The 19,435-nt window shown below is 73.2% G+C and carries 21 protein-coding genes; 12 read left to right on the top strand and 9 right to left on the bottom strand.

What is annotated here, in order from left to right; translation table 11 throughout:
• Positions 1–168: 168 nt before the first annotated feature.
• Both OG767_RS29350 and OG767_RS29345 read right to left on the bottom strand, forming a co-directional pair.
• Positions 169–1,419, bottom strand: coding sequence for an MFS transporter (locus OG767_RS29350; protein ID WP_405091364.1), 1,251 nt, complete (start codon positions 1,417–1,419; stop codon positions 169–171).
• A gap of 80 nt (positions 1,420–1,499) precedes the next feature.
• The gene (locus tag OG767_RS29345) at positions 1,500–2,825 is read right to left on the bottom strand and encodes an MDR family MFS transporter (RefSeq protein WP_405091363.1); all 1,326 of its coding nucleotides are present in this window, start codon (positions 2,823–2,825) and stop codon (positions 1,500–1,502) included.
• A 150-nt stretch (positions 2,826–2,975) separates the two neighbouring features.
• Between OG767_RS29345 and OG767_RS29340 the strand changes: the two genes are divergently transcribed.
• Entirely contained in the window at positions 2,976–3,743 is a 768-nt protein-coding gene (locus OG767_RS29340) for a phosphoglyceromutase (RefSeq protein WP_405091362.1), read from the top strand.
• A 110-nt stretch (positions 3,744–3,853) separates the two neighbouring features.
• On the opposite strand, the gene phoU is transcribed toward OG767_RS29340, so the two are convergent.
• Positions 3,854–4,498, bottom strand: a complete 645-nt coding sequence (gene phoU, locus OG767_RS29335; RefSeq protein ID WP_281938341.1) for a phosphate signaling complex protein PhoU — start codon at positions 4,496–4,498, stop codon at positions 3,854–3,856.
• Between the two features lie 190 nt (positions 4,499–4,688).
• Here phoU and OG767_RS29330 point away from each other — a divergent pair, with 190 nt between their 5' ends.
• The 3 genes from OG767_RS29330 to OG767_RS29320 all read left to right on the top strand — a co-directional run bounded on the left by OG767_RS29330 (position 4,689) and on the right by OG767_RS29320 (position 7,814).
• Complete coding sequence (locus OG767_RS29330) at positions 4,689–5,969, top strand: sensor histidine kinase (RefSeq protein WP_405094342.1); 1,281 nt, start codon at positions 4,689–4,691, stop codon at positions 5,967–5,969.
• A 21-nt stretch (positions 5,970–5,990) separates the two neighbouring features.
• A complete protein-coding gene (locus OG767_RS29325; protein WP_405091361.1) occupies positions 5,991–6,674 on the top strand; it encodes a response regulator in 684 nt (227 codons plus the stop codon).
• A 585-nt stretch (positions 6,675–7,259) separates the two neighbouring features.
• Positions 7,260–7,814 carry a hypothetical protein gene (locus OG767_RS29320; protein ID WP_405091360.1) on the top strand — a complete coding sequence of 185 codons (555 nt, stop codon included), beginning with the start codon at positions 7,260–7,262 and terminating at the stop codon, positions 7,812–7,814.
• Positions 7,815–7,868: 54 nt separating this feature from the next.
• Here OG767_RS29320 and OG767_RS29315 read toward each other — a convergent pair whose 3' ends face one another.
• Positions 7,869–8,522, bottom strand: coding sequence for an NADPH-dependent F420 reductase (locus OG767_RS29315; RefSeq protein ID WP_405091359.1), 654 nt, complete (start codon positions 8,520–8,522; stop codon positions 7,869–7,871).
• Positions 8,523–8,661: 139 nt separating this feature from the next.
• Between OG767_RS29315 and OG767_RS29310 the strand changes: the two genes are divergently transcribed.
• Positions 8,662–9,240 carry a TetR/AcrR family transcriptional regulator gene (locus tag OG767_RS29310; protein WP_405091358.1) on the top strand — a complete coding sequence of 193 codons (579 nt, stop codon included), beginning with the start codon at positions 8,662–8,664 and terminating at the stop codon, positions 9,238–9,240.
• Between the two features lie 45 nt (positions 9,241–9,285).
• Here OG767_RS29310 and OG767_RS29305 read toward each other — a convergent pair whose 3' ends face one another.
• Positions 9,286–10,092, bottom strand: a complete 807-nt coding sequence (locus OG767_RS29305; RefSeq protein ID WP_107160412.1) for a hypothetical protein — start codon at positions 10,090–10,092, stop codon at positions 9,286–9,288.
• Between the two features lie 74 nt (positions 10,093–10,166).
• Here OG767_RS29305 and OG767_RS29300 point away from each other — a divergent pair, with 74 nt between their 5' ends.
• Together OG767_RS29300 and OG767_RS29295 are read left to right on the top strand one after the other, a co-directional pair.
• Positions 10,167–11,111 (top strand): Ppx/GppA phosphatase family protein, encoded by a 945-nt coding sequence (locus tag OG767_RS29300; RefSeq protein WP_405091357.1) that lies wholly within the window; start codon positions 10,167–10,169, stop codon positions 11,109–11,111.
• A 76-nt stretch (positions 11,112–11,187) separates the two neighbouring features.
• Positions 11,188–11,994 carry a sugar phosphate isomerase/epimerase gene (locus OG767_RS29295; RefSeq protein ID WP_199199899.1) on the top strand — a complete coding sequence of 269 codons (807 nt, stop codon included), beginning with the start codon at positions 11,188–11,190 and terminating at the stop codon, positions 11,992–11,994.
• Positions 11,995–12,163: 169 nt separating this feature from the next.
• Here the strand turns inward: OG767_RS29295 and OG767_RS29290 are convergent, their stop codons facing one another.
• The 3 genes from OG767_RS29290 to OG767_RS29280 are packed head-to-tail and all read right to left on the bottom strand — an operon-like array spanning position 12,164 to position 14,190.
• Positions 12,164–12,730, bottom strand: coding sequence for a CGNR zinc finger domain-containing protein (locus tag OG767_RS29290; RefSeq protein WP_405091356.1), 567 nt, complete (start codon positions 12,728–12,730; stop codon positions 12,164–12,166).
• 19 nt (positions 12,731–12,749) lie between these two features.
• Entirely contained in the window at positions 12,750–13,916 is a 1,167-nt protein-coding gene (locus OG767_RS29285) for a glutathionylspermidine synthase family protein (RefSeq protein WP_405091355.1), read from the bottom strand.
• A gap of 1 nt (position 13,917) precedes the next feature.
• A complete protein-coding gene (locus OG767_RS29280) occupies positions 13,918–14,190 on the bottom strand; it encodes a hypothetical protein (RefSeq protein ID WP_405091354.1) in 273 nt (90 codons plus the stop codon).
• 130 nt (positions 14,191–14,320) lie between these two features.
• Here OG767_RS29280 and OG767_RS29275 point away from each other — a divergent pair, with 130 nt between their 5' ends.
• Complete coding sequence (locus OG767_RS29275) at positions 14,321–15,241, top strand: proline dehydrogenase family protein (RefSeq protein ID WP_405091353.1); 921 nt, start codon at positions 14,321–14,323, stop codon at positions 15,239–15,241.
• 1 nt (position 15,242) lies between these two features.
• Here the strand turns inward: OG767_RS29275 and OG767_RS29270 are convergent, their stop codons facing one another.
• On the bottom strand, positions 15,243–15,647 hold the full coding sequence (locus OG767_RS29270) for a VOC family protein (RefSeq protein ID WP_405091352.1): 405 nt from the start codon (positions 15,645–15,647) through the stop codon (positions 15,243–15,245).
• A gap of 77 nt (positions 15,648–15,724) precedes the next feature.
• On the opposite strand from OG767_RS29270, the gene OG767_RS29265 reads away from it, so the two are divergent.
• From OG767_RS29265 to OG767_RS29250, 4 genes are all read left to right on the top strand, one after another.
• Positions 15,725–16,519 carry an alpha/beta fold hydrolase gene (locus OG767_RS29265; protein ID WP_405091351.1) on the top strand — a complete coding sequence of 265 codons (795 nt, stop codon included), beginning with the start codon at positions 15,725–15,727 and terminating at the stop codon, positions 16,517–16,519.
• Positions 16,512–17,081 (top strand): WHG domain-containing protein, encoded by a 570-nt coding sequence (locus OG767_RS29260; protein ID WP_357298334.1) that lies wholly within the window; start codon positions 16,512–16,514, stop codon positions 17,079–17,081. Before OG767_RS29265 ends, OG767_RS29260 begins: the two co-directional genes overlap by 8 nt.
• Positions 17,078–17,545, top strand: a complete 468-nt coding sequence (locus OG767_RS29255; RefSeq protein WP_405091350.1) for a YrdB family protein — start codon at positions 17,078–17,080, stop codon at positions 17,543–17,545. The genes OG767_RS29260 and OG767_RS29255 overlap by 4 nt, the downstream gene beginning before the upstream one ends.
• A 518-nt stretch (positions 17,546–18,063) precedes the next feature.
• On the top strand, positions 18,064–19,413 hold the full coding sequence (locus OG767_RS29250) for a hypothetical protein (protein ID WP_405091349.1): 1,350 nt from the start codon (positions 18,064–18,066) through the stop codon (positions 19,411–19,413).
• Positions 19,414–19,435 lie beyond the last annotated feature (22 nt).

Below are 19,435 nucleotides of genomic sequence, written 5' to 3'. Positions count from 1 at the left end.
GGCGCGACGCGAAGATCGGGCGGAGCACACCGTTGGGGGACGGTGCCGCCCGGGGAAACCGGCGGCGCGAGCGGGCGACGCTTACGGGGGTGAGTGTCGCCCGCCGCCGCCGGGCGTACGGTGCGAGCGCCCATCTCGACGGGGGTCGGGGTGGGCGCTCGGCCGTTCTCACCGGCGGATCGTGGCCACCGGTCGGGACGCGGCCCGCAGCGCGGCGACCCGGCGTTCCCGTGGCGGCCCGGCGATCAGGTGGCCGGCGGCGGCCAGCAGGCCCAGCCCGCCCACCACCAGCCAGTGCCGGTCGCCGAGCCGCTCCAGGCTGAGCCCGCCGAGCGCCGGCGCCACGAAGGACGCCGCCGGGAACGTCAGATAGAACACCGACTGGTAACGGGCGCGCAGCTCCGGTGGCGCGAGATCCGCGTTGATCTGCGCGTTCGGTGGCGCGGCGAGCATCTGCCCGGCGGTCCAGACCACCGCCGCCCCCAGATAGAGCGGCAGCCCGTCGGCGACGGTCAGCGTGCCGAAGCCGAGCGCCATCAGCCCGGTCGAGACGGCCAGCACGGTCGAGCGCCGGTACGGCTCGATCAGCCGCGGCACGAAGAGTTGCCCGGCCACGATCAGCGCCCCGCCGAGCGCCACCACCAGCCCGTACGCCGACGGGCGCAGGCCGTCCGCGCGCATCGCCAGCGGCATGATCGTCGACGTCTGCATGGTCAGCACCGCCAGCAGGAACGTCAGCGCGACGAAGGTGAGGAAGGTGCGGTCGGTCAGCGCGGTGTGCAGTCCGGGTCGCCGCCCCACCACCGCCTCCGGGGTCACCGCCGGGCGGTGACGCAGCGTCTCCGGCACCTTGAGCGCGATGACCACCGCCGCCGCCAGGGTGGCCCCGGCGTCGACCAGGAACAGCGCCAGGAAGCTCGCCTCGGCGAGCACCCCGGCCAGCAGCGAGGCGACCGCCATGCCCAGGTTGAACGCCCAGAACTGGAGGTTGAACGCGCGGGACCGGCGGGCCTCCGGCACCACGTCCACGATGGCCGCCACGAACGCGGGGCTCGGCATCGAGTGCGCCACCCCGACCAGCGTGGCCAGCACGGCGATCACCGCCAGGTGCCGGCTGAACGCCAGCGCGGCCATCAGCCCGGCGGCGGCGAGGTGGGCGGCGAGCAGGGTGGCCCGCCGGCCCCAGCGGTCGGCCAGTACGCCGCCGAGCAGCGTGCCGGCCGCGCCGCCGATCCCGTAGGCGCCGACGACGAGCCCGGCCAGCGACGGCGAGGCGCCCCGCGCGGCGGTGAGGTAGAGCGACAGGAACAGCAGCGCGAACGCGCCGGCCCGGTTGATCAGCAGGCCGGACCAGAGGTACCAGAAGGTGGCGGGCAGCCCGCCGGCCGTGTCGTCCCACCAGCGCCGTAGGCCGTGCACCCGTCCTCCAGGAAGGTTTCCTTACTGATTTCTTCCGACACGGTAGCGACCGCGTCGGCGGCGGGCGCGGGCGGGCGTACTCAGGAACCGGCTCGGACCGGCGCGGCGGGGGACGCCGCCGCGGCCTCGGCCGACTCCGGCGCCGGGGTGCGGGTGAGGGTGACCGGCGCGACCGGGGTGCCGGCGGCGCGGAGCTGGGCGGCCCGCCGTTCCCGGGCCGGGCCGGAGATCAGGTGGGTGATCGCGGTCAGCGCGCCGATCGCGGCGCAGGCCAGCCACAGCGCGGTGTTGCCGGCCTGCTCCCGGAGCAGGCCGCCGAGGATCGGCGCGCTGGCGCCGGCGAGCTGCCAGGAGAGGGAGAACACGCCCTGGTAGCGACCGCGCAGCGCGGCCGGCGACAGTTCCGCGATCAGGGTGGCGTTGGACGGCGAGTTGAGCATCTCGCCGAGCGTCCAGATGAGCACCGTGAGGCCGTAGAGCCAGACCGTGTCCGCGAACGCGGTCAGCCCGAACCCGACGCCCATGATCAGCGCGGACAACGCCAGCACGTGCGACCGGCTGCGGCCGGAGATGAGCCGGGGCACGAAGAGTTGCCCGACCACGATGAGCACGCCGTTGAGCGCGATCACCGAGCCGTAGGTGGCCGGGCTGAGCCCGGAGTCGCCCATGGCGATCGGCAGCATCGAGATGTGCTGGAGGAAGACCAGCGCGGCGAACAGGTTGAGCGCCACGAAGCCGAGGAAGACCCGGTCCCGGAGGATGGTGCGCAGCGCGCCGGCCGGAACCACCGCGCCCTTGGCGACCACGACCGTCAGCGCGACCCGGGTCTCCTTGACCCGGGTGAAGATGATCAGCGCGGTGACCAGCGTGGTGGTCGCGTCCACCAGGAAGAGCAGCAGGTACCCGGCCTGGGCGGCGAGGCCGGCCAGCACGGCGGCGCAGGCGAAGCCGAGGTTGATCGCCCAGTAGTTGAGCGAGAACGCGCGGAGCCGGTCCTTCTCCGGCACCACGTCGACCATCATCGCGCCGAACGCCGGGCGGGCCGCCTCGGCGAACAGGCCGAGCAGCAGCGCGCCCGCGGCCACCGCCCAGAGCGGGCGGGCCAGGCCGAGCCCGACCATCATGGTGGCCGCGCCGAGGTGCGCGGTCAGCAGCGTGGGCCGTCGCCCCCAGCGGTCGGTGAGTGTGCCGCCGACCGTGGTGCCGATCGCGCCGCCGACGCCCCAGAGGCCGATCACCAGGCCGGCCTGGACCGCCGAGAAGCCCCGCTCCCGGGTCAGGTAGATGGCGAGGAAGATCAGCACGAACGAGCCGAGCCGGTTGATCAGCGTGCCGGTCCAGAGGTACCAGAAGGAACGCGGCAAGCCGCCCGCCGTGTCCCGGAACCAGCCCTGTACCGTCCGCATCCCCGACGCCCCCGTTGGTAATGACCGATCAAACTTGGATGCCTTACAACCTAGTGGCCTGCCGGAACGCCGGTCACCCGCATTTCCACGTGGTGGTCGTCACCACCGGTCCCCGCGTGTCCACCGGGCCGGTACGGCAGGATGATCGGCATGACTGCGAGCGAAGGGCCCACCATCGGGACGCTGGTCCTGCTGCGGCACGGCGAGAGCGACTGGAACGCCAAGAACCTCTTCACCGGCTGGGTGGACGTCGACCTGACCGAGAAGGGCGAGAACGAGGCGCGGCGCGGCGGCGAACTGCTCCGTGAGCACGGCCTGCTGCCGGACGTGGTGCACACCAGCCTGCTGCGCCGGGCGATCCGCACCTCCGAGCTGGCGCTGAACGCCGCCGACCGGCACTGGATCGCGGTGCGCCGGTCGTGGCGGCTCAACGAGCGCCACTACGGCGCGCTCCAGGGCAAGGACAAGAAGCAGACCCTGGACGAGTACGGCGAGGAGCAGTTCATGCTCTGGCGCCGGTCGTACGACACGCCGCCGCCGCCGATCGACGACGCGGACGAGTGGTCGCAGGTCGGCGACCCCCGGTACGCGCTGCTGCCGACCGAGCTGATGCCGCGCACCGAGTGCCTCAAGGACGTCGTCGACCGGATGCTGCCCTACTGGTACGACTCGATCGTGCCGGACATCCTGGCCGGCCGGACGGTGCTGGTGGCGGCGCACGGCAACTCGCTGCGCGCCCTGGTGAAGCACCTCGACCAGATCTCCGACGAGGCCATCGCCAAGCTGAACATCCCGACCGGCATCCCGCTGCGCTACGACCTGGACGCCGACCTGCGCCCCCAGGTGCTCGGCGGCACCTACCTGGACCCCGACGCGGCCAAGACGGCTGCCGCCGCCGTAGCCAACCAGGGCCGCTGACCGCTGATGTAAGGCCGGGCCCCTTGCTAACGCCTCTGGTAGAGAAGGGGCCCCTTCTCAACACTCCCCTGTTGAGAAGGGGCCCCTTCCGCCCCCCGGTGCGGGTTGGGTCAGGCGGACGAGGAGCCGGTGATCAGGTAGACCACGTGCTCTCCGGCGTTCACCGCGTGGTCGGCGAAGCGCTCGTAGAAGCGGCCCAGCAGCGTCGCGTCGATCGCGGTCTCCACCCCGTACGGCCAGTCGTCGCCGAGCAGCACGCCGAACAGGCTCTTGTGCAGGTCGTCCATCGCGTCGTCGTCGCGGTCCAGTTCGGCGGCGACGTCCGCGTCGGGCTTGGCCAGCACCGCGCCGATCTTCTCGGCCATCCGGTCCGCGATACCGGCCATGTCGGTGAAGACCGGCCGCAGCTCGGCCGGCACCGCGGGGGAGGGGTGCCGGCGCAACGCGGTCTTGGCCACGTGGTCGGCCAGGTCGCCCATCCGCTCCAGGTCGGCCGCCACGTGCAACGCGGTGATCATGGCCCGCAGGTCGGAGGCGACCGGGGCCTGCCGCGCCAGCAGGTCGCAGACCCGCTCCTCCACGTGCCGGTAGAGATCGTCGATCTCGGCGTCCCGCGCGATCACCGTCTCGGCCGCCACGCGGTCCGCGGTGAGCAGCCCTCTGGTGGCCTGCCGCATGGCCGCGCGCACCGCCTCGGCCATGTCCACCAGCAGTTGGCTGACAATCTGCAGGTCGGCCCGGAACTCGTCGCGCATCGTCACTTCCTTCGGGTACGGCATGAGCAGGTGCGCGCCCCACGGTAGGCCGGACGGCCGGCACCAGGGTGAACGCGGATGAACGACGCGGGACCCGTGGGTGAACATTCCCGGAAGCGAGAGTGATTCATCCCTTTCTGACCGATCCCTGGGTTAACAATGACCCTACGATCGCCGGGTGGAGTGGGCAGTGGCCATCGCGGTGGCCGTGGCGCTGGTGACCGGACTGGTCGCCGGGTCGATGCTGTCCGGGCCGGTGGGGCAGTGGCGGCGCCGGTGGGCGTCGCGGGGCGGCGGGACCGCCCGCCGTGACGCAGGGAGGCCGACGATTCCGGACGAAGCGCAGGGGGGCCTCTCCGGGCTCGGCCGCAAGACGATCGACTCGTTGCGCGCCGGCGTGGTGGTGCTCGACCCGAACGACGTGCCGGTGCTGGTGAACCCGGCGGCCCGCGCGATGGGCCTGCTCCGGGCCGGGGCGACACCGGGCTCGATCGCGGCGCACCCGCTGATCCGTACGCTGGCCGGTCAGGTCCGCCGCACGGGCGTGCGTCGCGAGATCGAGCTGGACCTGCCCCGAGGTCGCGACAGCGCCGGTGACAACCCGCTCGGCGTGCACCTGCGGGCCATGGGACTCGGCGCCGGTTTCATCTCGATCGAGGCGGTCGACGTCACCGAGTCGCACCGTCTGGCCCGGGTCCGCCGCGACTTCGTGGCCAACGTGAGCCACGAGCTGAAGACCCCGATCGGCGCGCTCCAACTGCTCGCCGAGGCGCTGGTGGACGCCACCGAGCCGGCCGTCGACGACGGGCCCGGCCTGTCCGAGGACCTGATCGCCGCGCGGCGGTTCGCCGAGCGGATCCAGCACGAGTCGACCCGGCTCGGCCGGCTGGTGCAGGAGCTGCTGGAGCTGACCCGGCTCCAAGGCGCCGAACCCCAACCCCCACCCGAGCCGGTCTCGCTGGACTGGGTGCTCGCCGAGGTGGTCGACCGGACCCGCACCGCGGCCACCGCCCGCCGGGTGGAGATCGTCGTGGCCGGGCAGCGGGGCCTGACCGCGTACGGGAGCGACAGCCAGCTCGCCACCGCGGTGGCCAACCTGGTGGAGAACGCGGTCACCTACTCGGCCGAGGACACCACGGTCCGGGTGACCACGCGGGCCACCGACGAACACGTCGAGATCGCGGTGGCCGACCAGGGCATCGGCATCGCCCCGAACGACGTCGACCGGATCTTCGAGCGCTTCTACCGCGCCGACCAGGCCCGCTCCCGGGCGACCGGTGGCACCGGCCTGGGGCTGGCCATCGTGAAACACATCGCCAGCAACCATGGCGGTCGGGTGGATGTGTCGAGCACCCTTGGTGGGGGCTCGACGTTCACCCTCCGGCTGCCTGCCCGCCCCCCGGACGACCTGGAGGCGACACTCGCCTCCGCTGGGATCGAGGCCGGCCCGGCCGAGCTCCGGCAGGTCTGACCACAGGAAAGGAAACACCCGTTGAGCCGCGTACTGGTGGTCGAGGACGAGGAGTCGTTCTCCGACGCCCTGTCCTACATGCTCCGCAAGGAGGGGTTCGAGGTCTCGGTCGCCGCGACCGGCACCTCCGCCCTCACCGAGTTCGACCGGACCGGCGCCGACATCGTGCTGCTCGACCTGATGCTGCCGGAGATGTCGGGCACCGAGGTCTGCCGCCAGCTCCGCCAGCGGTCGCACGTCCCGATCATCATGGTCACCGCCCGGGACAGCGAGATCGACAAGGTGGTCGGCCTGGAGATCGGCGCCGACGACTACGTGACCAAGCCGTACTCGCCCCGTGAGCTGGTCGCCCGGATCCGGGCGGTGCTGCGCCGGCAGAGCACCGAGGCGAGCGAGTCGGGCGCGCCGACGCTGGCCGCCGGCCCGGTCCGGATGGACATCGAGCGGCACGTGGTGACCGTGGAGGGCGCGAGCGTCCAGCTTCCGCTCAAGGAGTTCGAGCTGCTGGAGCTGCTGCTGCGCAACGCCGGCCGGGTGCTCACCCGGGGGCAGCTCATCGACCGGGTCTGGGGCGCCGACTACGTGGGCGACACCAAGACGCTCGACGTGCACGTGAAGCGGCTGCGCTCCAAGATCGAGCCGGAACCGTCCGCGCCCCGCTACATCGTCACGGTCCGGGGCCTGGGCTACAAGTTCGAGCCGTAACCACCCCGACTCTCTCGCCCCGCCGCCTGCCCGCCCGCCCGCCTGCCCGCCTGCCCGCCTGCCCGCCGGCCCGCCTGCCCCGCCTGCCCCGCCTGCGTCGATCATGAAGTTGGCGCCGACAAATCGGGCGCCAGGTCCGGTCAACTTCATGATCGCTGGCGCTTTAGTCGGATGTGGGGCGCGGAGTTTTCGGTGGGTGGAACGTCAGGGGTGTCTGGGCGGCCCTGAGGCACCCGTGGGTGTTCCGCTGAGGGCGGCGTGGGCCGGTGGGTGGAACGGGGGCGCTCCAAGGTGCCGGTCGTGTGCTGCCGAACGGGCCCGGTGCGTGGTTTGTCCGGTTGGGTGGTGGTGGGCGGCACCCTGACGGTGGAATGGGTCGGGGGGTCGCGGCGTTGTATCCCGGTGCACGGCCGAGGAAGGCAAGCGCCCGCCAGCCCTCTGGGAATGACGGTGGACCCCCGGTCGTTGCACACAGTTCCGGCGCCGCGACGAGGCCCCCACCCCCGCGAGCAGCCAGAACTTTTCTTGTGCGCCTGACGGTGCCCGCACCCCCCCGGTGCGTTGACCCCCGAATGGAGCCCCCTGATGAACACGATGCTGCGTAAGAGCGTTCTGGGTATTGCTGGTCTGGCTTTCACCGGTGGTGTGTTCGCCGGTCCGATCGCCGGTCACGTCGAGTCCGCGCACGCGGCCACGGCTGCCAAGCCGGTCGCGGTCGCGAGCGTGCAGGGTGAGCAGTCCACGATCAACCTCAACGACGAGCAGACCGCCAACGTCAAGGCGATCATCGCGGCGACGAAGAAGGCCGGGCTGCCGGAGCGGGCCGCGGTCATCTCGATCGCCACCGCGTTGCAGGAGTCAAAGCTGGAGAACCTGGGCCACCTCGGCGACCGCAACGACCACGACTCGCTGGGTCTGTTCCAGCAGCGCCCCTCCTCCGGCTGGGGCACCCCCGAGCAGATCACCGACCCCGAGTACTCGACCCTGGCGTTCCTGAAGGGGTTGAAGCAGGTCGACGGCTGGCAGGACATGCCGCTGACCAAGGCCGCCCAGACCGTGCAGGTGTCGGCCTACCCGGATGCGTACGCGCAGTGGGAGAAGCAGGCCACCGACCTGGTCAACAAGCACTGGACCAAGTAAGACCGAGCGTGAAGGCCGGCACCCCGGACAGGGGTGCCGGCCTTCTGCGTGCGCTCAGCGCACGACCTTCACGTTGAACAGCGGCGTGCCCAGTCGGCCGTAGAGACGCAGCCAGATCGGCAGCAGCATCTCGGTGCCCCGCGCCGTGGTGATGTCGCCCAGGTCGAGCACGTCGGTGTGGCCGAAGCTGGTGAGCAGTTCGGTGACCACGCCCTTGGCGTCGGCGTCGTCGCCCGACACGAAGACGGTGTGGTCGCCCTCGGCGAGCTGCTTGGGGTGGGCCATCAGGTCGGCGGTGAGCGTGTTGAGCGCCTTCACCACCCGGGTACGCGGGAACGCCCGTTGGATCCGCTCGCCGAGCGAGTCGTCGTTGAGCACCGAGAGGGTGGGCGGGAAGCCCTGGCTGAAGTCGAGTGGGTTGGCGATGTCGAGCAGGATCTTGCCGGCCAGGTTCTCCGCACCCGCCGCGTCGAGGGCGGGGAGGGATCCGTCGCCGTTGGTGGCGTTCACGACCAGGTCCGCCCCGGCGGTGGCGTCGGCGTACCCGGCCAGGGCGATCCCCGGATGGCCGCTGGCCCACTCACCCCAACTCCCGGCCCGGGTGGTGGCGACATCCCGGGTGCCGACGGTCACCTCGTGGCCCAGCTCGGCGGCGCGGGCGGCGATGGCCCGGCCCACCATGCCGGTGCCCAGTACTGCGATGCGCATGTCGAATTCGTCCTCCGGTCTCGGCCGAGCTTCGCGGAACGTGCTCGGTACGCACAGACTAACAGACAGGTCTGTCTACTAACAGGCTCGAGGAGACGTACCTGTCTGTAGACTCTGCGGCGCAGAACGAGGAGGAACCATGGCCCGCACCCCTGCCGGCGCTGCCCGGGAACGCATCCTGGAGACCGCGTTCCGGCTGTTCTACGCGTACGGGCCGCGCGGCGTCGGGGTCGACACCGTCATCGCCGAGTCGGGCGTCGCCAAGGCCACGCTCTACAAGCACTTCCCGAGCAAGGACGATCTGGTGCTCGCGTACCTCGACAAGGTCGACCTGGCCTGGTCGGCGGCGCTGCGGGCAGCGGCGGAGGCCGCCGGGGCCGACCCGCGCGAGCAGCTCGTCGGCATGTTCGACGCGCTCGGCGGAGCCTGTCGCCGGGAGGGCTACCACGGTTGCGCGTTCATCAACACCGCTGCGGAGACACCGTCCGGCAGCCCGGTGCACGCCCGCACCGTCGCGCACAAGAACGCGGTCCGGGACTGGGTGACCAGCCTGGCCCGGCAGGCCGGCGCGGCCGAGCCGGAGTCGCTGGCCCGCCAACTCACCCTGCTGCTCGACGGCGGCCTGGCCGGCGGCGTCCTCGACGGTGATCCGGCGATCGCCGACGCGGCGAAGCGGAGCGCCCGCGCTCTGATCGACGCGGCGCTCCCGAAACGCTGAGCGGGGCGCGCTGCTCTACCGGAGGCGTTAAGAGGGGGCCCGGCCTTACTCGCTGGCCGGGTGGGGGGCGATCTGGCCCTGGCGGTGGCGGGCGGCGCACAGCTCGACCAGCTTCGCGTACGCGGGGGCGCCGATCAGCGCGGTCAGCTCCGGGCCGTAGGAGACGTACATCGGCTCGGCGCCGACGTGCGCGTCCGTGGACGAGGTGCACCACCAGTCCAGGTCGTGCCCGCCCGCGCCCCAGCCGCGCCTGTCGAACTCGGCCAACGTGGAGATGAGCACCTTGGTGTTGTCCGGCCGCTTGTGCCACTCCTGGTCCCGGCGGACCGGCAGTTGCCAGCAGACGTCGGGCTTGTATTCCAGCGGGTGCACGCCGTCGCGCAGCGCCTGGGCGTGCAGCGCGCAGCCGCCGCCGGCCGGGAAGTCGGCGTCGTTGAGGAACACGCAGGGCGCGTCCACGTCCCGGGTGGCGGTGCGCCGGGCCGGCGTCTTGCCGTCGACCGTGTCGTTCTCGGTCCAGTTCTTGAAGCCACGACGGAAGTGCTGCCAGGTTTCCGGCGTGAGCCGCTTGACGGCCGCCCGGACCCGCTTCTCGTCGTCGGAGTCGGTGAAGAACGCGCCGTGCGAGCAGCACCCGTCCGCGGCCCGCCCGGCGACGATGCCGTGGCAGCCCTGACCGAAGATGCACGTCCAGCGGGAGAGCAGCCAGGTCAGGTCGGCGCGGACGACGTGCTTCGGGTCGGCCGGGTCGACGAACTCGATCCACTCCCGGGGGAAATCCAGCCCGACCTCGCGGCTGCGCGGGTCGTCCGGGTCGTCCACCAGCACGCGAAGCTCGATCTGCCCTGTCACCCGGACCAGCGTACGCGTGCTCTCCCCGCCCGGCCGGCGAGCCGACGAAACGTGTTGCCCCTAGGGTCTTTCCCATGCGACTGGGTGTCCTCGACGTCGGTTCCAACACGGTGCACCTCCTGGTGGTCGACGCCCACCACGGCGCGCACCCCTGGCCGGCGCACTCCGAGAAGGTGGTGCTGCGGCTGGCCGAGCAGATCGGCCCGGACGGCGCGTTGACCGACGCGGGCGCGGACGGGCTGGTCAAGGCGGTCGGCATGGCGCGGGCGGCGGCCGACGGGCTGGGCGCCGAGGACCTGTTGGCGTTCGCCACCAGCGCGGTCCGGGACGCCACCAACGCGGGCGAGGTGCTGGCCCGGGTCCGCGACGAGACCGGCGTACGCCTGGAGGTGCTCTCCGGCGCGGACGAGGCGCGGATGACGTTCCTCGCGGTGCGGCGGTGGTTCGGGTGGTCCGCCGGCCGGCTGTTGGCGATGGACATCGGCGGCGGCTCGCTGGAGCTGGCCGCCGGCATCGACGAGCATCCGGACGTCGCGGTCTCGCTGCCGCTCGGCGCGGGCCGGCTCAGCCGGGAGCGGCTGGCGGTCGATCCGGCCGGCCTGCTGCCGCCGTCCGCCGAGGCCGTGGAAGGGCTGCGGGAGTACGTGGACGCGCAGCTCGACCCGGTGGTGAAGCAGTTGACCGAGGTGGGCTGGGAGCGTCCGGTGGCGAGCTCGAAGACGTTCCGCACGCTGGCCCGGCTGGCCGGCGCCGCGCCGTCCGGCGCCGGTCTCTGGGCCCGGCGCAGCCTGACCCGCACCGGGCTGCGGCAGGTGCTCGGGTTCGTCCGGCACATCCCGCCGGCCCACCTGCCCGAGCTGGAGGGGGTCAGCACGCAGCGGGCCCACCAGCTCCTCGCCGGTGCGGTGGTGGCCGAGGCGGTGATGCGCCGGCTCGACGTCGACAGCCTGGACATCTGCCCGTGGGCGTTGCGGGAGGGGGTCATCCTGCGTCGGCTGGATCAGCTCGCGCCGATGTGATCCGGGGCGCTCGCTTCGGGCGCTTTGCGGGTGCTCGTCCCGATGCCTCCTGGCGGGGGCGGCTACCCTGAGGGGTGTGACTTCCCGCGTGCCGGTGCTCCTGTCCACGTCCTCGGTCTTTCCCGAACGGACCGCGGCGGCGTTCCAGCTCGCCGCCGCGCTCGGCTACGACGGCGTCGAGGTGATGGTCTGGACGGACCCGGTGAGCCAGGACGCGGGCGCGCTGCGCGGCCTCGCCGAGCACTACGGCATCCCGGTGCTCTCGGTGCACGCGCCGTGCCTGCTGGTCACCCAGCGGGTGTGGAGCGCCGACCCGTGGGAGCGGCTGCGCCGGGCCGCCGAGCTGGCCGAGACGCTGGAGGCGCCGACCGTGGTGGTGCACCCGCCGTTCACCTGGCAGCGGGACTACGCGCGGACGTTCGGCGACGGGCTGGAGGCCACCGCCGGGCGGTTCGGCGGGCTCCGTTTCGCGGTGGAGAACATGTTCCCGGTGCGGATGGCCGGCCGGCAGTTCGTGCCGTACGTGCCGGGCTGGGACCCGACCGACACCGGCTACGCCTCCTACACGCTGGACCTGTCGCACTGCGCGGCCTCGCACACCGACGCGTTGGCCATGGCCGACCGGATGGGCGCCGGGCTGGCGCACGTGCACCTGGGTGACGGCACCGGCGAGGGGCGGGACGAACACCTGGTGCCCGGCCGGGGCGGCCAGCCCTGCGCGGAGCTGCTCCGTTCGCTGGCCGGCCGCGGCTTCACCGGCTCCGTGGCGGTGGAGGTGACCACCCGGGGCGCGAAGAGCCGCGCGGTCCGTGAGGCGGATCTGCGCGAGGCGCTGGAGTTCGCCCGCGCGAACCTGACCGCCCCCTCGCCGGTCGACGCCTGACCGGCCCCTCCCCGGTCGACGCCTGACCGGCCCCTCCCCGGTCGACGCCTGACCGGCCCCTCCCCGGTCGACGCCTGACCGGCCGGTCCCGGTCGACGCCTGCCGTCCGGTTCGTCGGCTTCACCGGCACCCGGCATGGCGGCCCCGGAACCGGCCGCCGGCCCGGAGGTCAGCTCACCGGGGCGAGCGGCTGGGCTGGCACCGGCTGCTCGCCGACCGCGGCGCGCTTGCGGGCCCGGTGCGCCGCCACGTGCGAGCGGGTGGCGCAGCGCTCCGAGCAGAACCGCCGGCAGCAGTTCGACGAGGTGTCCAGGTAGACGTTGCCGCAGCGCTCGTCCGCGCAGACGCCGAACCGGGCGCTGCCGTACTCGCAGAGCCAGACCGACAGGCCCCAGACCGCGCCGGCCAGGTATTCCGCGGAGACCGACGCGCCCCGGCTGGTCACGTGCATGTGCCAGTCGGAGGAGTCGTGCCCGGAGATGCGGGGCTGCACCGGGAACGCCTCCAGCAGCGCGTTCAACTCCGTGACGGCGTCGGCGTCGCGCCCCGACGTGCCGTACTCGAAGACGTCCCGGAGGCGCTTCTGCGCCCGCCGGAAGATCGCCAGGTCCCGTTCCGCGACCTCGTCGCGCATCCAGGCGTTCTCGTCCGGGAAGAGGGCCCGCAGGCCCTCCAGGTCGTCCAGCCGGGCGTTGACGAGCTCGACCCCGGTCCGGGCGTACGCGTCGAAGTTCACGGGACCAACGGTAGACGACTCAGCGCGGACGCGGCGCGTCGATGTAGTGGGGCAGAAACCGCGCGTAACCGTCTGTGATGAGGCTCTCGCTTTCGCGTACGCCCACGCCGGCCGACGCGCCGTCGACGACCCAGCTTCCGAGCACCATGTGGTTGCCGTCGAACTGGGGCAACGCGCGGAACTCCTGGAAGCAGAAGCCTTCGTCGCCGTAGATTCCCGGGTTGGTGATCTCGGTGTCGCCGGTCACGATGCGTACCGAGCCGCCCTCGCGGCCGAGCAACGGCTTGGCCACGTACTCGGACATCCCGCGCGGCGAGTCCAGGTACGCCGGCAGCAGCAGCTCGTGCCCGGGGTACAGCTCCCAGAGCACGGCCAGCAGCGCCTTGTTCGACAGCAGCAGCTTCCAGGCCGGCTCGATCCAGGTGGTCGGCGTGCCCGGGTCCAGCGCCGGCGGCCCGTACGGCTCGGCGAGCATCCACTCCCACGGGTAGAGCTTGAAGCAGGTGGTGATCGGCCGGTCGTCGGCGTCGACGAAGCGCCGCCCGTCCCAGCCGACCCGCTGGATCGGCATGAGCGTCACGTCCAGCCCCGCCTGGCGGGCCGTCTCGGCGAGGTAGCCGGCGGTGATCTGGTCCTCGCCCGACTCCTCCTCGTTCGACCAGAGCACGTGCACGCGCGGGTCGTGCAGCCCGGCGCCGATCTTGGCCCACGCGCCGACCAGCCGTTCGTGCAGGCTGTTCCACTGGTCCGCGTCCGGGTGGGTGTGCTCCAGCCAGTACCACTGCACGATGCTGGCCTCGACCAGCGCGGTCGGGGTGTCCGCGTTGTACTCCAGCATCTTCGGCGGCCAGCTGCCGTCGTACGCGAGGTCGAAGCGGCCGTAGAGCGTCGGCGGGGCCTCCCGCAGCGAGCGGGCGACCGCCTCGGCGGCCCACTCCGGGATGCCGAACTCGGCGTGGCGGCGGCGGGCCACCACGTGTTCGGCGGCGGCCACCGACATCCGGTGCAGTTCCTCGGTCGCCTCCTCCAGCCGGAGCACCTCGTCCAGCGTGAACGCGTACGCCGCGGTCTCGTCCCAGTACGACATGATCTCGCCGTCGGGCAGCTCGGTGTCGACGTACACCAGGCCCTGGGCCCGGATGGTGTCGTCCCAGTCGGGGCGCGGCGTGCTGGCCTCGCGGCGCACGTCAGCCGCCGCAGGAGGCGAGGAAGGTGCCGAAGCCGCCGCGGTCGGGCAGCGCGGCGGTGGTCGGGGCGACGTCGCCGCGCGCGGCGGCCGGCGCGGGGACCCGCAGCGCCACCGCGACGGTGTCACCGCCCCCGCCGGCCGGCCCGAGGGCGCAGTCGTCATCGTCGTCGTCGTAGCCGTTGTTGCAGCCGGAGAGCGCGAGCGCCAGCGCGGTCAGCGCACCGAGCTGCACGGTGGCGGAGCGGAGCCGGCGGCGGGGGTGTCGTTCCACGTGAACGTTGTAGCTGATCGTCGCCAGTCGGTGTGATTGGAGGGGCCCCCTGTTATCGCCTAGCGATAACAGGGGGCCCCTCCTTGCACGTGCCCGGCGCGGGTGTGGGGGTGGGCGTTACGCTCGGCTCATGCTCCGTTCCGTCATCCTCGCCGCCTCCCGGTCATCCCAGGTGGAGCGGCTCGTCGCGACGGCCCCGTTCACCCGGGACGTCGTCCGCCGGTTCGTCGCCGGCGCCGGCACCGACGACGCGTTGCGCGCGACCCGCGCACTCGTCGGCGACGGCCAAGCGGTCACCCTCGACTACCTGGGCGAGGACACCACCACCCCGGAGCAGGCGAACGCCACCCGGGACGAATACCTCACCCTGCTGCGTCTGCTCGGCGCCGCCGGCCTCACCCCGGCCGCCGAGGTCAGCGTGAAGCTGTCCGCGCTCGGCCAGGCGTTCGACGAGCAGTTCGCGTACGACAACGCGCGGCAGATCTGCGTGGCGGCCGACGCGGCCGGCACCACCGTCACGCTGGACATGGAGGACCACACCACCACCGACTCGACGCTGGACGTGCTGGCCAAGCTGCGCAAGGACCACCCGGCGACCGGCGCGGTGCTCCAGGCGTACCTGCGGCGGACCGAGTCGGACTGCCGCGAGCTGGCCGCCGCCGGGTCCCGGGTGCGGTTGTGCAAGGGCGCGTACAAGGAGCCGGAGTCGGTGGCGTACCAGTCCGCCCGCGAGGTGGACAAGTCGTACGTGCGCTGCATGAACGTGCTGATGGCGGGCGACGGCTACCCGATGCTCGCCACCCACGACCCGCGCCTGATCGCGATCGGCGAGGACCGGGCCCGCTGGTTCGACCGCGACCCGGGCCGCTTCGAGTTCCAGATGCTCTACGGCATCCGCCCGGAGGAGCAGCAGCGTCTGGTCGGCGAGGGTTACACGGTGCGCACCTATGTCCCCTACGGCGACCAGTGGTACGGCTACCTGATGCGCCGGCTGGCCGAGCGCCCGGCCAACCTGGCGTTCTTCGGCCGTGCGGTGATGTCGAAGAAGTGAGTCAGTCGTTCGACCAGGTCCGGGTGCAGAGCACGAGGCGGTAGCCGTCCGGGTCGGCGAACGTGATCCCCCACCTGTCCCAGTACGGGCCGGCGGAGACCCTGGTCCCGCCGGCCCGTTCCAGTCTCGTCACCAGGCCGTCCTCCACCGGGCCGTCGAGGTAGAGCACGAACAGGTCCTCCTCGGTGGGACGGGGTTCGACGGTCAGCGTCGCGCCGCCCACCAGTTCCAGGTGCCAGGCCGCGCCGGGGAGGCCGAGCATCACCAGGTCGTGCTCGCCCGGCCCGTCGGGCGCGCCCCGGTAGAGCACGTCCAGGCCAAGGCCGTCGGCCCAGAACCGGACGGCTGCGGCCAGGTCGCGGCTGGGCCGCGTCAGGCGTACGTGGGTGTCGGCGGAGATCGGCATGTCGGTGATCGTCCGACCTCAGGTCGGGTTGAGGTCAAGCCTTGACGCGCAAAGCTAATGCCATTAGCCTTTTGGCTATGAAGATTAGCCAGGTGGCGCGGGACGGCGGGACGATCGCGTACGAGGTGCACGGCGCAGGGCCGCTGGTGGTGCTCGCGCACGGCATGGGGGAGAACCGGGCGGCGTTCCGCCACCTGGTGCCGCTGCTGGTGGCGGCCGGCTACCGGGTCGCCTCGATCGACGTCCGCGGGCACGGCGACTCCAGCCCGCACTGGCCCACGTACGCCCCGGCCGAGGTCGGCGGCGACCTGCTCGCCGTGGTGCGCGAGCTGGACGGCGGACCGGCCACGCTGGTCGGCAGCTCCTCCAGCGGGGCGGGCGTGGTCTTCGCCGCCGCCGACGCGCCGGAGCTGGTCAGTGGCATCGTGCAGATCAGCCCGTTCGTGAGCCAGCCGAAGCCGAACCCGGTGATGCGCGCGCTCCAGGCCGCCGTGCTGCGCAGCCCACGACTGTTCGGGATGTTCCACCGCACGCTCTTCCCCTGCGGCCGGCCGGCCGACGACGCCGCGTACCGGAAGGAACTGGTCGCCAAGCTGCGCGGCCGGATGGACGCGGTGCGCGGCGTGGTCGCGCCGGTCGACCCGCACTGGACCGCGCGGGCCCGCTCGGTGCGGCAGCCGGTGCTGGTGCTGATGGGCACGAAGGACCCGGACTTCCCCGACCCCGGCGCCGAGGCACGGGCCGCCCGCCGGCAGTTCGCCGTCGCCGAGGCGCGCATGATCGCCGACTCCGGCCACTACCCGCACGCCGACCAGCCCGACGCCACCGCCGCCGACCTGATCGAGTTCCTGGCGGTGACGGCGCGTGCCTAGGGCCGGCCTGACCCCGGCGACGGTGGTCCGGGAGGCCGCCGTGCTGGCCGACGAGGTCGGCCACGACCGGCTCACCCTGGCCGCGCTCGCCGGCCGGCTCGGCGTCGCGCTGCCCAGCCTCTACAAGCACGTGCGGGGCGTGGACGCGCTGCACCAGAAGCTCGCCGTGCTCGCCACCACCGAGATCGCCGACGTGCTGACCAGCGCCGCCGCGGGCCGGGCCGGCGACGACGCGCTGCGCGCGGTCGCCACCGCCTACCGGGGGTACGCCCGGCGGCACCCCGGCCGCTACCCGGCCACCCAGCGCGCGCCCGACCCGGCCGACCCCGAGCACCTGGCCGCCGCCGAACGCGCGGTCGACGCGATCTTCGCGATCCTGCGCGGGTACGGCATCGACGGGGACGCCGCCGTCGACGCCACCCGGATGTTCCGGGCCACCGTGCACGGGTTCGTCACGCTCGAGGCGGCGGGCGGATTCGGCCTGCCCCGGGACGTCGACCGCTCGTTCGACCGGATGATCGACGGGCTCGACCTCGCGTACCGCGGCTGGCGGTCCCGGTGAAGGCGGCGCTGCTGGGCGGCATCTTCCTGCTGGAGGTGGCGCTGCTGGCCGCGGCCGGCTTCTGGGGCGGCACGCTCGACGCCGGCTGGCCGGTGCGGCTGCTCGCAGGCCTGGGCGCCCCACTGGTCATGGCCGTCGTCTGGGGGCTGTTCTGCTCGCCCCGTGCCACCGTGCGGCTGCCGGCCCCGGCCAAGCTCGGCGTCCAGTCCGCCTGCTTCCTCACCGGCGGAGTCCTGCTGACCCTGACCGGCCACTTCCCTGCGGGCGCGGTGCTCGTGCTCCTCTGGGCTGTCACCAAGATGCTCCTCACCCGCGCCGCACCCGACCGGGGCACGGCAGATCTTGGAAGCGGAGGGCCCCTGCGAGGGCCATTTCCTTCCAAGATCTGGTGCGAGATGCGAGCGAAGGGACACTCGCAGGACTCTTTCCCGGAACGCCCGATTGGTCGTACCCTTCGCCGGTGACCGACGGCGACGACAAGCCCTCCGGCCGGGTAGCCGACGGCGACGAGCCGAGCGCCGGGAATGACGGCGCGGGGCAGTGCCCACAGGCCGATGTCGACGAGGCGTCGACACACCCCGTTCCGGCAGCAGAAACCTCGACGGACGATCCGTCCCCGTCGCACCCGGTCATCCCTCGACCGACCGTGGCCGGCCCGCCGTCGGTGGCCGCGGGCCCGAGCCCGGTCGCGTCCGACCCGAGTGGGGCCGGTGGCCCCGGCCCGAGCCCGGTCGTGGCCATCGAGGCGAGCGCATCCGGACCCGCCGTGACGCCGGCTCCGCCCCTGCCCGGTGCGGAGCCGGCTGAGAAGCCGGAGGCCCCGGAGCCGAACCCGACCCCTGCCCCGGAGCTTCCTGCCCCGGAGCTTCCTGCCACGGCACCACCTGCCACGGCACCACCTGCCACGGCACCACCTGCGTCGGAGCCGTCTGCGTCGGAGCCGACCGTTTCGGCACCGAGCACGCCGGCACCGACTGCGCCGGTGTCGAGCCCGGCCGTGCCGGACGTCGCCCCGCCCGCCCCACTCACCCCGACGGCGGCGCAGACGGCCGTCGTACCCGTCGTGCCCGCCCCGGCCCTGGCGACCGGGACGCGGCGGCGGTGGCCGCTCTGGACCGTGCTCGGGCTGGCCCTGGGGCTGGTCGCGGGCGCGGTGCCCGGCGTACTCCTGCGGCAGCTCGCGCCGGACGCGGCCGGCCAGCAGACGGCGGGCCGGGAGGCGCCCGGTACGGCGGCCGAGCGGCAACTCGCCGCGCGGATGGTCACGCAGCTCGACCGGCAGGGCAGCGCGCTGCTGCGCGGCGACAAGGCCGGTTTCCTCGCCGTGGCGGAGCCGAGCGCGCGGCCGGCGCTCACCCGGCGGTACGCGGCGCTGCGGGCGCTCCGGGTCACGACGTGGCGGCCCGGCACCGAACGGGTGCCGGTGGCGGTGGACGGGCAGCCCGGCCAGTGGCGGCTGACCGTGACGGTGGGCTACTGCTTCGTGGTGCCGGGTTGCGCGCCGAGCACGGCGGAGCTGGGCACCCGATGGCGGGTGGTGGGGGAGGAGCCGCGGCTGGTGGCGGTGGAGCCGTCCCGGACGGACCCGACCGGCGTACGCCCGTGGGAGGTGGACGACCTGGCGGTGGCGGTCGGTAGGCGGGCGCTGGTGGCCACCACGCCGGCCCAGCGGGCCAAGCTGCCCGGCCTGCTCGCCCGCGCCGAGGCCGCCGCCCGGGCCGCCGACCGGTACGCGGTCGGCCCGCCGCCGGACCGGTACCTGGTCTACTACGCCGGCAAGGCCGAGTGGCAGCGCTGGTACGGCGGTGGCCGGCCGAAGTGGACCGCCGGTTACGCGGTGGGTGTCGGCGGGGGCCGCCACGACGTCGTGCTCAACGCGCAGAGCCTCGCCCCGGCCGGCGTCGACGACCTGCTCCGGCACGAGTTGACGCACGCCGCCTCGCTGCCCGACCAGGGCTACGCGGACCGCGCGGACTGGTGGCTGGTGGAGGGGCTGGCCGAGTACGCCGGCGCGGACGGCCAGCCGGTGGACCGCTACGAGGGGCTGGCCGAGGTGCGCAAGCTGCTCCGGAGCGGCTGGTCCGGCCGACTGGACGCGGTGGCGCCGGCCGACGACGCGACCGACGACCGGGTCGGCGGCGCCTACGGCGTCGGGTACCTGGCGGTGCGCCACCTGGTCGACAGGTACGGCGAGCAGCGGGTGCTGGACTTCTTCCGGGCCGTGGTGCACCAGCGCCGCGCCCCGGACGAGGCCGCCGACGAGGTGTTCGGCGATCCGTGGCCGGCGCTGCACGACGACTGCGTCGCCTACGTCCGGTCGGCCGCCGGCTGAGCGGCGACCCGACGCGCCGAGG

It is taken from the genome of Micromonospora sp. NBC_01392 (genome assembly GCF_045040125.1).
Taxonomy (GTDB): domain Bacteria; phylum Actinomycetota; class Actinomycetes; order Mycobacteriales; family Micromonosporaceae; genus Micromonospora.
Note: the sequence above shows the minus strand (reverse complement) of the source record. Positions and strands in the feature narration are given on the sequence as shown.